The 12,745-nt window shown below is 58.8% G+C and carries 11 protein-coding genes; 4 read left to right on the top strand and 7 right to left on the bottom strand.

Features of this window, described 5'->3' with window-relative positions; translation table 11 throughout:
- Positions 1–258 precede the first annotated feature (258 nt).
- Genes I9H07_RS21080 through I9H07_RS21065 form a run of 4 tightly spaced genes read left to right on the top strand, consistent with a single transcriptional unit; the run spans position 259 to position 3,097 of the window.
- Positions 259–1,041 carry a hypothetical protein gene (locus I9H07_RS21080; protein WP_058392521.1) on the top strand — a complete coding sequence of 261 codons (783 nt, stop codon included), beginning with the start codon at positions 259–261 and terminating at the stop codon, positions 1,039–1,041.
- 58 nt (positions 1,042–1,099) lie between these two features.
- Complete coding sequence (locus tag I9H07_RS21075) at positions 1,100–1,798, top strand: hypothetical protein (protein WP_236424034.1); 699 nt, start codon at positions 1,100–1,102, stop codon at positions 1,796–1,798.
- Positions 1,791–2,426: a hypothetical protein gene (locus I9H07_RS21070; protein WP_236424037.1), complete on the top strand. Its 636-nt coding sequence runs from the start codon at positions 1,791–1,793 to the stop codon at positions 2,424–2,426. Before I9H07_RS21075 ends, I9H07_RS21070 begins: the two co-directional genes overlap by 8 nt.
- A gap of 35 nt (positions 2,427–2,461) precedes the next feature.
- A complete protein-coding gene (locus I9H07_RS21065; protein WP_236424038.1) occupies positions 2,462–3,097 on the top strand; it encodes a hypothetical protein in 636 nt (211 codons plus the stop codon).
- Between the two features lie 6 nt (positions 3,098–3,103).
- On the opposite strand, the gene I9H07_RS21060 is transcribed toward I9H07_RS21065, so the two are convergent.
- The 7 genes from I9H07_RS21060 to I9H07_RS21030 all read right to left on the bottom strand — a co-directional run bounded on the left by I9H07_RS21060 (position 3,104) and on the right by I9H07_RS21030 (position 12,729).
- Complete coding sequence (locus tag I9H07_RS21060; protein WP_003313945.1) at positions 3,104–3,700, bottom strand: MarC family protein; 597 nt, start codon at positions 3,698–3,700, stop codon at positions 3,104–3,106.
- Positions 3,701–3,775: 75 nt separating this feature from the next.
- Complete coding sequence (gene retS, locus I9H07_RS21055) at positions 3,776–6,565, bottom strand: hybrid sensor histidine kinase/response regulator RetS (RefSeq protein ID WP_236424040.1); 2,790 nt, start codon at positions 6,563–6,565, stop codon at positions 3,776–3,778.
- A gap of 90 nt (positions 6,566–6,655) precedes the next feature.
- A complete protein-coding gene (gene purD, locus I9H07_RS21050) occupies positions 6,656–7,951 on the bottom strand; it encodes a phosphoribosylamine--glycine ligase (protein WP_024674964.1) in 1,296 nt (431 codons plus the stop codon).
- A 122-nt stretch (positions 7,952–8,073) separates the two neighbouring features.
- Positions 8,074–9,678 (bottom strand): bifunctional phosphoribosylaminoimidazolecarboxamide formyltransferase/IMP cyclohydrolase, encoded by a 1,605-nt coding sequence (gene purH / locus I9H07_RS21045; RefSeq protein ID WP_024674965.1) that lies wholly within the window; start codon positions 9,676–9,678, stop codon positions 8,074–8,076.
- Between the two features lie 83 nt (positions 9,679–9,761).
- Positions 9,762–10,082 (bottom strand): DNA-binding transcriptional regulator Fis, encoded by a 321-nt coding sequence (fis, locus tag I9H07_RS21040; RefSeq protein WP_005888657.1) that lies wholly within the window; start codon positions 10,080–10,082, stop codon positions 9,762–9,764.
- A complete protein-coding gene (dusB, locus tag I9H07_RS21035) occupies positions 10,079–11,092 on the bottom strand; it encodes a tRNA dihydrouridine synthase DusB (RefSeq protein ID WP_024674966.1) in 1,014 nt (337 codons plus the stop codon). The genes fis and dusB overlap by 4 nt, the downstream gene beginning before the upstream one ends.
- 317 nt (positions 11,093–11,409) lie before the next feature.
- A complete protein-coding gene (locus I9H07_RS21030) occupies positions 11,410–12,729 on the bottom strand; it encodes a DUF3426 domain-containing protein (RefSeq protein WP_058825264.1) in 1,320 nt (439 codons plus the stop codon).
- Positions 12,730–12,745: the final 16 nt, after the last annotated feature.

The following is a 12,745-nucleotide window of genomic DNA, read 5'->3' as shown; positions in this document are numbered from 1 at the left end:
GGCTTGCGTGTCGCGTGAATAACCGCTTGTGAGCTATCCCCACCTGTAGCTCATTGCGTTGTCTGCCAGTGGACTTTTCTTTTGCGCCCTATCTGTCGGGGGAGCCCGTGCAGTTCAACGGGGTGCTCCTTTGCAACATTCGGCAGTCTGGCAATTTGACGCCGACATTTATCGACACAGGGCGTGGGTAAACAGCCCGTTTTATTTCGTTAGTCTCGTGCCTGTCCATCGGGACGCATTAATTAAAGGACTAATGAGATGAAACAGGAAAACCCTATGAACACGACCGATAACCTTGATTACCTCGCTGCCTGTGAACTGGCTGACTGCTCCCCGTCGCTGACGGCTGCCCACCAAAGCGATGAGGTCGAAAAAACCGCTGAAGCCGCTGTAGTCGCAGGCGGTCTGATTGCCTTTGGCGAGGGCGTGTCGCGCCAGAACAAGGACGACGTCATGAACTCCTTTCTGTTCGCTACCCTGGTGGCCAACAGGGCGTTCAGCGCAGAAACCCAAAGTGATCAGTGGTACGACAAATTCAATGAAGTGCTCTCCAAGATTGGCTGGCTGTCCACTCACTGGAACTACTCGCGGTTCAACGCCGGCCGGCAACGCTTCACCATGGACGAAGTCGGCCTCGAGATTCTCGGCTCGGCGATCACCGCCGCCGCATTGCCAGGCCCTGCTTCGCTGTTGATGCTCAAGGTCGCCGCTGATGCCGTTGCTGCCCTGAGCGCCAAAAAAGAGCCGCTGCGCCTGTTCGAGCGCCAGACCAAAACGCACCGTGGCGGCAGCTTTCGCATTGCCTCCTGCATCGAGTCGCAAGATGGCACCCTCAATCTGGCCATGGGCGCCGTCAGCTTTAAGACCAACAGCGAAGTCACCAATGTTCTGTTCTGGGAATGGCAGGACACTAGCGTCGAGACCTGGAAGGGCGAGGACAATCTGGTGCTCAACACCGGTCTGTATGCACGCCACCGCGAATTGATTCAGCAAAGACTGGGTGACAGCGCCAAGAGTGCAATCGACGAGTTTAAGATCTGAACGGATTATTTGCGGAGACGCGTGTCGTCTCCGCTCCCGGGATAAAAGGAATTTTCCCATGACGCAGGAATTGAATGCCGGGGTGGTCAACGCGGGTTGTCTGCTGTTTTTTTCTGAGCGGGGTCAGACGGCCTCGCACAGCGATGTAATGGACTCGATGCTGTATGTGCAGTTGGCCGCGTCGAAGAAACACCCGAAATTTGCCAGTTTCGAAAAATGGAGTGAAACCTGGCTGGCTGCGGCAATGCGCTTTGGCTGGGTACTTAAAGCCACCGAGCATGTCAGTGAGCCGTTGCCGGCAGCCGCAGGCGAGACGATATGGAGCTGTTTCCGTCGAGCGCTTGCCGCGTCAGTCACATCAGAGGCGCTTGACCATGCAGAGCAGTCGATGCGCAAGGCGTGCGCGCAGTCGTCCGCAAGCCGGGCTATTCGACTGCTGGGCAGCCAGACACTTGAATATGCAACGGATCAGCTCGGACGGGCACAGACTCTTGTGGCTGTGCAAGCAGGTTTCGTTGACGAACGGCATAACCTGACACTGGCGCAGCTCCATTTTGTCACCCGCCAGCCGCTGAGTGCCGGCTTTCTGTTTGACGTCCTTGAGCCTGCAAGTACGGTAGGCAACGTTGGTCTGACGTTTTACTCCCTGCACCTGATGGATCACGTGTACCTCCAGTTTCGCGACCAGATCAGCTCGGCGCTGGCAAGCAAGCGCTCCGGCCTGATCGAAACACTGGTGGAGGTTCCCGATGTCTGAGGGCGATGAAAGTCTGTTGTCAGGCAGTAATCTGGTGTCATTTGCCCAAAACGTTCATCCGGATCTGCGCCAGGACATTCTGAACTGTCTGCAATACGCCCGAATTGTTGCAGATGATCTCCATTCCCCTCATCAAACATGGCGTCCATGGCTGGATGCTTACCAGCGAACAATTTCTGCCACCGGCGTGCATCCAGGCGCACAGATCAGGGATGCCCGCTTTAAAATTCACCGTTTCAAGGATATCGGCAGGTTGCAGCTACCTGCGCTCAGCAACTCCGCAGAACTTCGCCAGTTATACCTGCGCTCACTCGACAGCCTTCTGGCCAGCGATCATGCGCTGGCATTTTTCAGCAACTGGTTTGTGTCGGGCCGCTCCGAAAGCTTTCAGATCATCCCCTGTGCGATGCAAAGCGAAGACGAAGCAACGATCCTGCTGTGCGGTATGCAGATGACAACATTCGCGCTCAGGCCCGCGCTCTACTTCTGGCAAATATTGGGAGGGGAAATGCAGGTACATGCTGCCGGTATGGCGTTCCGTTTCAGCCGCCAGCGCTTTGAACCGTATCGTCAGACTGTTCAGGACATCCTGTCCGATCGTGCTATAGCCGAAATCATCAGCCTGTAACGAGTGATCAGGTCCCATGAAAGGGAGTAACGACAATGAGTACATACACAGATAACGCCGCTTACCTGGGCGATATCCCCAGCATGGTGGCATTTCTTCCGGGGCTATCGAGCGAGGAGCGCACGGACATTCAGGACGTGCTGCTGGAAGCCCAATTGTTCGCTGGCAAACAGTTTGACTTCAAAACACAGTGGAGCAGCTGGATGCATTATTACCGCAGCCGGCTCAAGGCACGCGGTATACAACAAAAAGGTGTGATTCTGGGCAACTCGCTGGTCCTGAGTAGCGTTGACGATTTGTTGCAGGCGACCTTCAAGGTCAGCAATTCTGCGGATCGCAAGCGTCTTGGCAGCATGGTGCAGCGTGCCGTTACTGCAATGGGCGTCAATCAGGCAGTAGAGTCCTACTTTAAAAACGGTTTCGATCAGGGGCGTCTGGGCAGTTTTCAGGTCGTACCCTGTGAACAGTATGAGCCGAACCGGATACTCCTGTTGCTGTGCAGCATGCACCTGAGCGTGGACGATTACGCAGCGAGCGGACGCAGGCTGCTGTTCCACTTCAAGGGCGGCAGCTACAGCTTCGACAGCACTATTTATGCGGCCTACCGTAACGATGTGGCGCGCTACCTGGACGGCAAAGCCCAAAGCCTGGTGCGTTCTGCATCTATTTGAGGCGGATCAGGGCAGCAGATAGCCCCGTATGCCGGTAAAAATAATCTGCGCCGCCAGCGCGCAGACAAACAGCCCCATCAAGCGGCTGACAATCTGCAAGCCCTGATCACCCAGGATGCGTTCGATACGGTTGGACAGGTACAGCACCACGCCAACCGTCAAGCTGGCCAGTGCGATACTCAGAATGGCGGTGAGCTTGTCGTCCCAGTGGGGCTGGCTGACGCCCATGACCAGCAGCGCGCCGATGGTGCCGGGGCCGACGGTCAGCGGAATGGTCAACGGAACGATGGTCACGTCCTGCTGGATATTGTCGGTCTGCACGGCGGATTTGCCCTGCGCCATACCCAGTGCCGAAATGAACAACACGCTGCCGGCGCCGATCCTGAATGCATCGACCGTGATCCCGAATACATCGAAAATCACTCGCCCGAACAGATACAACAGCACACTGGAAACCAGTGTGGCGAGCGCCACTTTCCAGGCCAGACGTCGTTGTTCCTTGCGCGAGTGACCACGGGTCAGGCTGATGAAGCAGGAAAGAACAAAGAACGGGCTGTAAAGCACGAGCATTTTCAGATAAACGCTGAACAACACGTGAAGCATGACTTGGCTCGCATCGGCAGATGAATGGCGTTGCCAGTCTATCAGGCGAATGTCAGGCAGGCTTTCCCGATGCTGTCAGTTCTGTTGATAGAGTTCGCCGGCCGAAGTCAGCCCGCGCGCCTTGTCGCGATGCGCCACCCAATGCTCGACCAGTTCGCGCAGTTGCGACAACTCGATAGGCTTGGCCATGTGGCCGTCCATCCCGGCCTGACGTGCGCGATCCTTGTGTTCAGTAAGAATGTGTGCGGTCAGTGCCACAACCGGTGTGCGGACCCGCTGATTGCCGACTTCCCAGGCGCGCAATTGCTCGGTGGCCGAGAAACCGTCGAGGATCGGCATTTCGCAATCCATCAGCACCAGGTCGTAGCGCTGCGCTTTCATGGCGCGTAGCGCTTCTTCACCATTGCTGGCGGTATCGGGATTCAGATTGAGCTTGCCGAGCATGCCGCGAATCACCTTGGTGGAGATGCTGTTGTCTTCAGCCACCAGGATCCGGAAGTCACTCGGTACGCTGACCGGCGTATTGAACACCGGGCTGGTCTTGGGCGCCGTGACGCCTTTGTTCAGTTGAGTCAGTTCATCGGCCAGGGTGGTCTTGAGCGTATAGCCCGCCACGGGTTTGGCCAGAATGCGCTTGATGCCGGAGTTGCGGGCGATGATCTTGCTGGGCGCATTGCTGATGCCGGTGAGCATGATCAGCAGGATGTCGTGGTTCAGGCTTGGGTCTTCCTTGATCTTGGCGGCCAGTTGCATGCCGGTCATGCCGGGCATGTTCTGGTCCAGCAGGACCACGTCGAAATAGTCACGCAGGTGCGCCTTGGTGCGCAGCAGTGCGAGGGCCTCCTTGCCGGACGCCACGGCGCTGACATTCAGGCCCCAGGCGCTGCATTGCTGGACCAGCACCTTGCGGCAGGTATCGTTGTCGTCGACCACCAGCACCCTGGCATCTTTCAGCGGGCTGTCCAGATCGATGGTCGGCTGTTCCAGCAGCTTGGCGTCCAGCGGCAGGGTCAGCCATAGGGTGTTGCCTGGCGTGCCGCTGTTCTGGATACCGAATTCGCCGTCCATCAACACGATCAACTGTCGGGCAATCACCAGCCCCAGATGACCGCCGAGCCTGCTGCTGGCGAGGAAGTTCCTGCTGTGCAGTTCGGCATGCAACAGTTCGTCGCGCTCTTCGTCGGACAGCGACTCGCCGCTGTCCTGAACCGCAATGCGCAAGCGAGAAGGGCCGGTTCTGGACGTTTCCAGCGCTACAGCCAACAGGATTTCGCCTTCGTCGGTTTTCTTCAGGGCGTTTTCCAGCAGACTCAGCAGCGTTTGACGCAAGCGGGTCGGATCGCCGTTGATAACGCGAGGCACCTGCGGCTGGATAAGGCTGATCAGTTCGACCTGCTGCTGCTCGGCTTTGGCGCGGAAAATGTTTAGACAGTCCTCGACCAGCGCGCTGATATCGAACTGCACATCGTCGAGTTCGATCTGCCCTGATTCAAGCTTGGTGATGTCGAGAATCTCGTTGATCAGCGTCAGCAGTTCGTTACCGGCACTGTGAATCGTCTGGACATAGTCGCGTTGCTTGACCGAAAGCGGCGTGCCAAGCAACAGCTCGGTCATGCCCAGCACGCCGTTCATGGGGGTGCGTATCTCATGGCTGATCTTGGCCAGAAATTCTGCCTTGGCATTGATTTCAGCGGTGCTGGCGGCCTGATCGCGGCTGAGGCTGAAGCGGTCCTCGGTAATGCTGCGATGGCGTTCGCTCAGGGCCAGGCTCATCAACAGGCCGCTGATGCAGAACACGCTCAGCAACGCGAGTATCAGCCATTGTGGCGGGATCAGGCTCAGCCACAACAGGCCCGGCAGGACCACCATGTAACCGATATTGAAGGTGATCATCCCCATTACGAACAGACGTGCCGAACGATAGCCTTTCTGCCAGTGCCATACCGACACCGCGAGGATGCTCAGGGTGGTCAGCGACACCAGTAAAAAGGTCAGGATGTTGATCGGCAGCGTGCTGTCAAACAGCACGATCAGCGCGCCAAGCCCCATGAGTACGGCGTTGCCCAACAGCAGTCGATCGAGCTTGCGTGCATTGCGATGGACGAAGAAACAGTGGGTGTAGATGAGGCCTGCCACGGCAGCCAGCAGCAAGGCCAGGTGCGCACTGGGCGTCTGGGCGATGTGCCACGGGTCGATCGGGCGCAGCAGGTTGAGCAGCAGCAGGGCGCTAAGCCCGAGCAAGGCCTCACAGGCCGCCAGCCACAGGTTGCTGCGTGAGCGGGTATGCCCGTAGCGCGTCAGGTTCTGCACGATCAGCATCGCCAGGGCGCCAAACAGCAGGCCGAACAGAAACGGTTCGGTCTCGTCTGCAGCGCTCTGGATTGCCGGTTCCAGCGTAATGCTGGGGCGCATTTTCTGGGCCGATACAAGCCTCAGGTAGATATCCAGAGGGGCGGCGCTTTGCGGGATGGGCAGCAGGAAATCGTTGGAAGGCAGGCGCTGATCTTCAACAGGCACCTCATTGCCGGTGCGCAGGTGATCGATCAACTGGTCACCATCCATGACATACATGTCGGCGCTGGCAAGGTCCGGCGCGAAGATGCGCAGCAGTTGCTCATGCTGGGTGGGGTGCAACCGGTAATGCAGCCACACCGCACCGCTGCGCTCGGTAGCGCTGACACGTTCCAGTTCAGTGGGGCTGAATTGATTCTGATAGCGCGCAGAACGGATTTCATCCAGCGTCAGGCTGGCGTTTTCGTCGAGCAGCGTTGACCAGCCTGCACCATGCTCTGCCTGAGCCGACAGCATGAACAGCAAGGTCAGCAATCCGACCGTTGAGGCTATGGCAATCCTGAGCCAGCGCACTATGAAATCCCTTCGTGAGTGAATGCCTGGTAAAACCGCGAAGTGCAGGTCAGCCGGCCAGTTCCTGTGGTCAGGCGCTGGCCTGGTTGATTATTGCTGTTCTTCGCCACGCTCGCGGGCAATGGCGCGGTAGCCAATGTCATTACGGTAAAAACAACCTTCCCAATCGACTTTCGATGCCAGTGCGTAGGCATTTAGCTGCGCGCTGCCGACACTGTCACCCAGTGCTGTGGCACACAGTACACGACCGCCGCTGGTCACGACACGATCATCCTGCAAGGCGGTGCCTGCGTGGAATATCTTGCCTTCCAGTTGCGCAGCGGCTTCCAGCCCCTCGATGATCGCGCCTTTGGCGTAATCACCAGGATAGCCACCGGCCGCCAGCACGATACCCAGGCTAGGACGCGGGTCCCATTGGGCTTCGACCTTGTCCAGTGCCTGCGCCAGTGCCGCTTCGATCAGCAGTACCAGGCTAGACTGCAGGCGCAACATGACCGGCTGGGTTTCCGGGTCGCCAAAGCGGCAGTTGAATTCGATCACTTTGGGGTTGCCAGCCTTGTCGATCATCAGACCGGCATAGAGAAAACCGGTGTAAACGTTACCTTCCTCGGCCATGCCACGCACCGTTGGCCAGATCACCAGGTCCATGACGCGTTGATGAACGTCGGCGGTGACCACCGGGGCAGGGGAGTAGGCACCCATGCCGCCAGTGTTCGGGCCGCTGTCGCCGTCGCCGACGCGCTTGTGGTCCTGGCTGGTGGCCATTGGCAGTACGTTCTTGCCATCGACCATGACGATGAAGCTGGCTTCTTCGCCATCCAGAAACTCTTCGATGACGACGCGTGAACCGGCATCGCCAAAGGCATTGCCGGCCAGCATGTCGCGTACCGCGTCTTCGGCTTCGGTCAGGGTCATGGCCACGATGACGCCTTTGCCGGCTGCCAGACCGTCGGCCTTGATGACGATCGGAGCACCTTTTTCACGCAGATATGCCAGTGCAGGCTCGATCTCGGTGAAGTTCTGATAATCGGCAGTCGGGATCTTGTGGCGCGCCAGAAAGTCCTTGGTAAATGCCTTGGAGCCTTCAAGCTGCGCGGCACCGGCCGTCGGGCCGAAGCAATCCAGGCCACGGCTGCGGAACAGATCGACAACGCCTGCAACCAGCGGCACTTCCGGGCCGACGATGGTCAGCGAAACGTTCTTCTCTGCGAAGTCCGCCAGTTGCTCAAGCGCCAGAACGTCGATGTTCACGTTCTCACATTTGGCTTCAATCGCCGTGCCCGCATTGCCGGGTGCGACAAACACCTTCTGAACACGCGGGTCCTGAGCGACTTTCCAGGCCAGGGCATGTTCACGACCGCCACTGCCAATGATCAAAATATTCACAAAAACTCCTTCGGAGTAGTTACAAGCTGTTAGCTACAAGCTGCAAGTAAAAGCGCAGTGTTCAGCTTGTAGCGTTGAATGGTTGGTACGCTAGGCTTTAGCTTGAAGCTTACCGCTGCCTTTTAGTGCCTGAAATGGCGCATGCCGGTGAACACCATCGCAATGCCGGCTTCGTCTGCCGCAGCAATCACTTCGTTGTCGCGCATCGAGCCGCCTGGCTGGATGACGGCGGTGATGCCGACCTTGGCCGCGTTGTCGATACCGTCGCGGAACGGGAAGAATGCATCGGAAGCCATGACTGCGCCCTGAACCTGCAAGCCGGCATGCTCAGCCTTGATGGCGGCGATACGGGCCGAGTTGACGCGGCTCATCTGGCCTGCGCCGACGCCGATGGTCTGGCGGTTGCGGGCGTAGACGATCGCGTTGGACTTCACGTACTTGGCGACTTTCCAGGCAAAGATCAGGTCGTGCATTTCGTGTTCGGTCGGCGCTCGCCGGGTGACGACCTTGAGGTCGGCTTCGGTGATCATGCCGATGTCGCGGCTCTGCACCAGCAGACCGCCGTTGACACGCTTGTAGTCCCAGGCCGGCAGGCGCTCGCTCCACTGGCCGCTGGTCAGCAGGCGCACGTTGGCTTTGCTGGCGATGATGGTGCGCGCTTCGGCACTGACGCTTGGTGCGATGATGACTTCGACGAACTGACGCTCGACGATGGCCTTGGCGGTTGCCGCATCCAGCTCGCGGTTGAAGGCGATGATGCCGCCAAACGCCGATTCCGAATCGGTGGCGTAGGCCAGTTCGTAAGCCTGGCGAATGCCGCCTTCGTCATCCGGGCAGACTGCAACGCCACACGGGTTGGCGTGTTTGACGATCACGCAGGCTGGCTTGACGAAGCTCTTGACGCATTCCAGTGCCGCATCGGTGTCGGCCACGTTGTTGAACGACAGCTCTTTGCCCTGCAACTGGGTCGCGGTGGCGATGCCGACTTCGGCAGGTTTGGCTTCAACGTAGAACGCCGCGCTCTGGTGCGGGTTCTCGCCGTAGCGCATTTCCTGGGCCTTGACGAACTGGGTGTTGAAGGTGCGCGGGAACTGGCTGCGGCCTTCGGTGCTAAGGGTTTCTGCCGTCTGGTCGACGCCGCCCAGGTAGTTGGCGATCATGCCGTCGTAGGCGGCGGTATGTTCGAACGCCTTGAGCATCAGCTCGAAACGCTGTGCGTAGGTCAGGCCGCCTGCCTTGAGGTTTTCCAGAACCTGGCCGTAGTCACCGGCATTGACCACAATCGCGACATCCTTGTGGTTCTTGGCAGCGGAACGGACCATGGTCGGGCCGCCGATGTCGATGTTCTCGATGGCGGTCGGCAGGTCGCAACCCGGTTTGGACACGGTGGCTTCAAACGGGTACAGATTGACCGCTACCAGATCGATCGGCTTGATGCCGTGCTCGTTCATGATGGCGTCGTCGATACCGCGACGGCCCAGAATGCCGCCGTGAATCTTCGGGTGCAGGGTCTTGACGCGGCCGTCCATCATTTCAGCGAAGCCGGTGTAATCGGCCACTTCGACTGCCGCAACGCCATTGTCCTTCAGCAGCTTGAAAGTACCGCCAGTGGAAAGAATCTCGACGCCCAGCGCTTCAAGCTCGCGGGCAAATTCGAGGATTCCTGTCTTGTCGGATACGCTGATCAGAGCGCGGCGGATCGGCAGGCGGGTAGTCTGGTCGGTCATCTGGATTTCCATCAAAAGCAAAAGAAGTCAGCAAAAAAAAGCGACCGGGTGCAGGGAGGGTCGCTTTTTCTGTTTTGAATGCTTTAAAGCAGATCGTACTGTTTGAGTTTCTTGCGCAGCGTGCCGCGGTTCAGCCCCAGCAGCTCGGAGGCCTTGGTCTGGTTGCCCTTGACGTAGTTCATCACGCTTTCCAGAAGCGGGGCCTCGACTTCCGACAACACCAGGTTGTAGACGTCAGTGACGGATGCGCCTTCGAGGTGGGCGAAATAATTGTGCAACGCCTTCTCGACGCTTCCGCGCAGGGTCTGACCCTCTTCGCTCGGCGTGTTGAGGTGCTGTTTCAAATTGACATTGTCGCTCACGGGTGTTGTTCCACTCACTAAAGTCTCGGTCATCAACGTCATGCGGCCACCTCGTTATCATTCTGGTTATCCGGGCCCTTGCAGCCTTGGCTGAAGAACTCCCGAACGTTGGCGCACTGTGCTTCCGTATCTTCCAAACGATTGAAGAGGGCGCGAAACTCTCTGGCGCCCGGCAGGGTTGCGAGATACCAGCCGACATGCTTGCGTGCAATGCGCACGCCCATCACGTCGCCATAGAAAACGTGGAGCGCTGCCAGATGCTCAAGCAGAATGCGTTCCACTTCACTCAACTGCAGGGCCGGGAGTGTTTCTCCGGTGCGCAGGTAGTGTTCTATCTCGCGAAAAATCCAGGGACGCCCCTGGGCGGCCCTGCCAATCAGTAATCCGTCTGCGCCGGTGGCCTGGAGTACACGCCGGGCCTTTTCGGGTGAATCGATGTCGCCATTGGCAAAGACCGGAATCGACACCGCCTGCTTGATCATGGCGATGGTGTCGTATTCAGCTTCACCGGTATAAAGGTCGGCCCGGGTGCGTCCGTGTACCGCCAATGCCTGAATGCCGGCCTGCTCGGCGATCTTCGCCACGGTCAGACCGTTACGGTTGTCGCGATCCCAGCCGGTGCGGATCTTCAACGTGACGGGCACATCGACTGCCGCTACGACGGCCTGCAGGATGTCATTGACCAGTTGCTCGTCTTTCAACAGCGCCGAACCGGCCGCCTTGTTACATACCTTCTTGGCCGGACAACCCATGTTGATGTCGATGATCTGGGCACCCAGTTCGACATTGGCACGTGCTGCATCGGCCAGCATCTGCGGATCACCACCGGCGATCTGTACCGAGCGTGGCTCGGGATCACCTTCGTGGATCATGCGCAGACGCGATTTGCGGCTGTTCCACAGGCTCATGTCACTGGTGACCATTTCCGACACCACCAGGCCCGCACCGAGCTGGCGGCATAACTGACGGAAAGGCTGGTCGGTGACGCCCGCCATCGGGGCGAGAACCAAGCCGTTGTGCACTGTATACGGGCCGATGCGTACTGCCGACATAGCCTTACCTGTTGTGGAGGCCAAATCATCCGCAGGCCGTGTAAAAAACCGTTTCACCCGGTCTGCAACGGCCCGTCCAGCCAGCCGCTTGCGCCACCGTCAGATCGAACCGAGAGTTTGAAAAAGGGTTGGCATGATACCCGCTCTCGATGACTGGATAAAGGCTGAATTGGATAAAATCTGAACAGTTGTCTTCGGCCCCCGAAGAGCACAATCAGGGGCCGATTGATGGAGAAACTTCTGTAATCGTGCAGCGTTCCATAGCGCAAACCGCCATGATCGAGATCAATGTGGCGGCTTGCGGTGGTGCTTCGCCGTCATTCCGGAGAACGGAAGTTCAGGCTGTAATTGACGGCTTTGGCGCCCGGATCAAGGATGTCCAGCGCAATATGGATCGGCGTCTGCGGCGGCATCTCTTCCTTGCCGGCCAGTTCGCCGCTCAGGTATTCGCTCGGTTTGAACCGACGACTGGCAATCAACTGACCGCTGGTGTCGGAAAAGCGCAGCTCCAGCAGCGGGAATGGCTGCGAAAACGGTGCGCGGTTGTAGATGATCGCATCGACCACCAGAGCCCCCTGAAAATCGGGATGGCTGCGCACCACCAGATTGCTGCTCTTGAGCTGGGAAATGTCGACTTTGGTCGGCACTTTGCAGCCGATCTGCGGGCAGATTTCCTGAAACCAGGGGCGGTACTGGTCCTGGCGCGCCAGTTGATCGAAGTGATACCAGACGTATTGACCTGCCAGGCCGCCCAGCGCCAGTACCACCAGCACGATCCAGGCAAAGCGCCTTCCCCAGCGCGGTTTGGGCCGCTGCCAGTCCAGTTGCAGTGGGTCGTCGGTCAGGTCCAGCAATGTCTGATCGCGTACGGCCGGTTCATTGCGTGCGCGTTTGCTGCGCGGATCAGGCTCTGGCTCATGCTCGTCATCCTGATCATCGTCATCCACGGCTGACCAGCGTTCGACTTTCTCGACAGGCAGGGCTTTGCGCTGAGTGATGACGGGCAGGTTGGGCTCGTCATCGGCGAGGTCTTTATCCAGCGACAGCGAAGGCTCGGTCCGGTTGTTGTCTGCAACAGGCTCCGGCTCTTCAATCGAATCGGCTGGTGAAACGACTTCGGCGTGCAGTTCTGGCAAATGCTCGACATCGTCGTTGCGTACGGTGTCGACCCAGGCGGCCTCGTCGGTCTGGCGAGTGTCGCGCTTGGCCGTCAGGCTCAGCGTGTCGTTGTCGGCAGTGCTGGCCGGGTGCCCGAACGTGTCGGGTCGGCGGGGCTGGCGCTGCTCAAGGCGCGCCAGCTCTTCATCCAGGTTCAGGTTGTCGAGATCCATTTCGCTGACCTGCCAAAGATCGTCATCGTCCTCTATGGCCTTGGTCTGCACCGGTTCTGGCGCGCGTTTGGGCTCCGGCGTGGCGGGCTGCTCGGGCAGCGCAGGCTCGACGGCGGTGGGTAGCGGCGCAGTTGCCGTACGCTCGGAGTCGTCGATGGCGCGCTGTTCCAGCAATTGCCGGGCGGCGTTGAAAACCTGCAGGCAGGCTCCGCAACGCACCACGCCGCGCGCCACGCTCAGTTGCGCGTGGCTGACTCGGAAACTGGTCTGGCAGTGCGGGCACTGGGTGACAAAACTGTCGGTCATGCGGCAATCCGGTTCA

Source organism: Pseudomonas syringae, from assembly GCF_023278085.1.
Taxonomy (GTDB): Bacteria; Pseudomonadota; Gammaproteobacteria; order Pseudomonadales; family Pseudomonadaceae; genus Aquipseudomonas; species Aquipseudomonas syringae_Q.
This window is presented reverse-complemented; position numbering and strand designations above follow the sequence as displayed.

Coding starts and splice junctions, on each gene's coding strand:
- I9H07_RS21080 (WP_058392521.1), top strand. CDS start 259: ATGAAACAGGAAAACCCTATGAACACGACCGATAACCTTGATTACCTC.
- I9H07_RS21075 (WP_236424034.1), top strand. CDS start 1,100: ATGACGCAGGAATTGAATGCCGGGGTGGTCAACGCGGGTTGTCTGCTG.
- I9H07_RS21070 (WP_236424037.1), top strand. CDS start 1,791: ATGTCTGAGGGCGATGAAAGTCTGTTGTCAGGCAGTAATCTGGTGTCA.
- I9H07_RS21065 (WP_236424038.1), top strand. CDS start 2,462: ATGAGTACATACACAGATAACGCCGCTTACCTGGGCGATATCCCCAGC.
- I9H07_RS21060 (WP_003313945.1), bottom strand. CDS start 3,700: ATGCTTCACGTGTTGTTCAGCGTTTATCTGAAAATGCTCGTGCTTTAC.
- purH (WP_024674965.1), bottom strand. CDS start 9,678: ATGACCGACCAGACTACCCGCCTGCCGATCCGCCGCGCTCTGATCAGC.
- fis (WP_005888657.1), bottom strand. CDS start 10,082: ATGACGTTGATGACCGAGACTTTAGTGAGTGGAACAACACCCGTGAGC.
- dusB (WP_024674966.1), bottom strand. CDS start 11,092: ATGTCGGCAGTACGCATCGGCCCGTATACAGTGCACAACGGCTTGGTT.
- I9H07_RS21030 (WP_058825264.1), bottom strand. CDS start 12,729: ATGACCGACAGTTTTGTCACCCAGTGCCCGCACTGCCAGACCAGTTTC.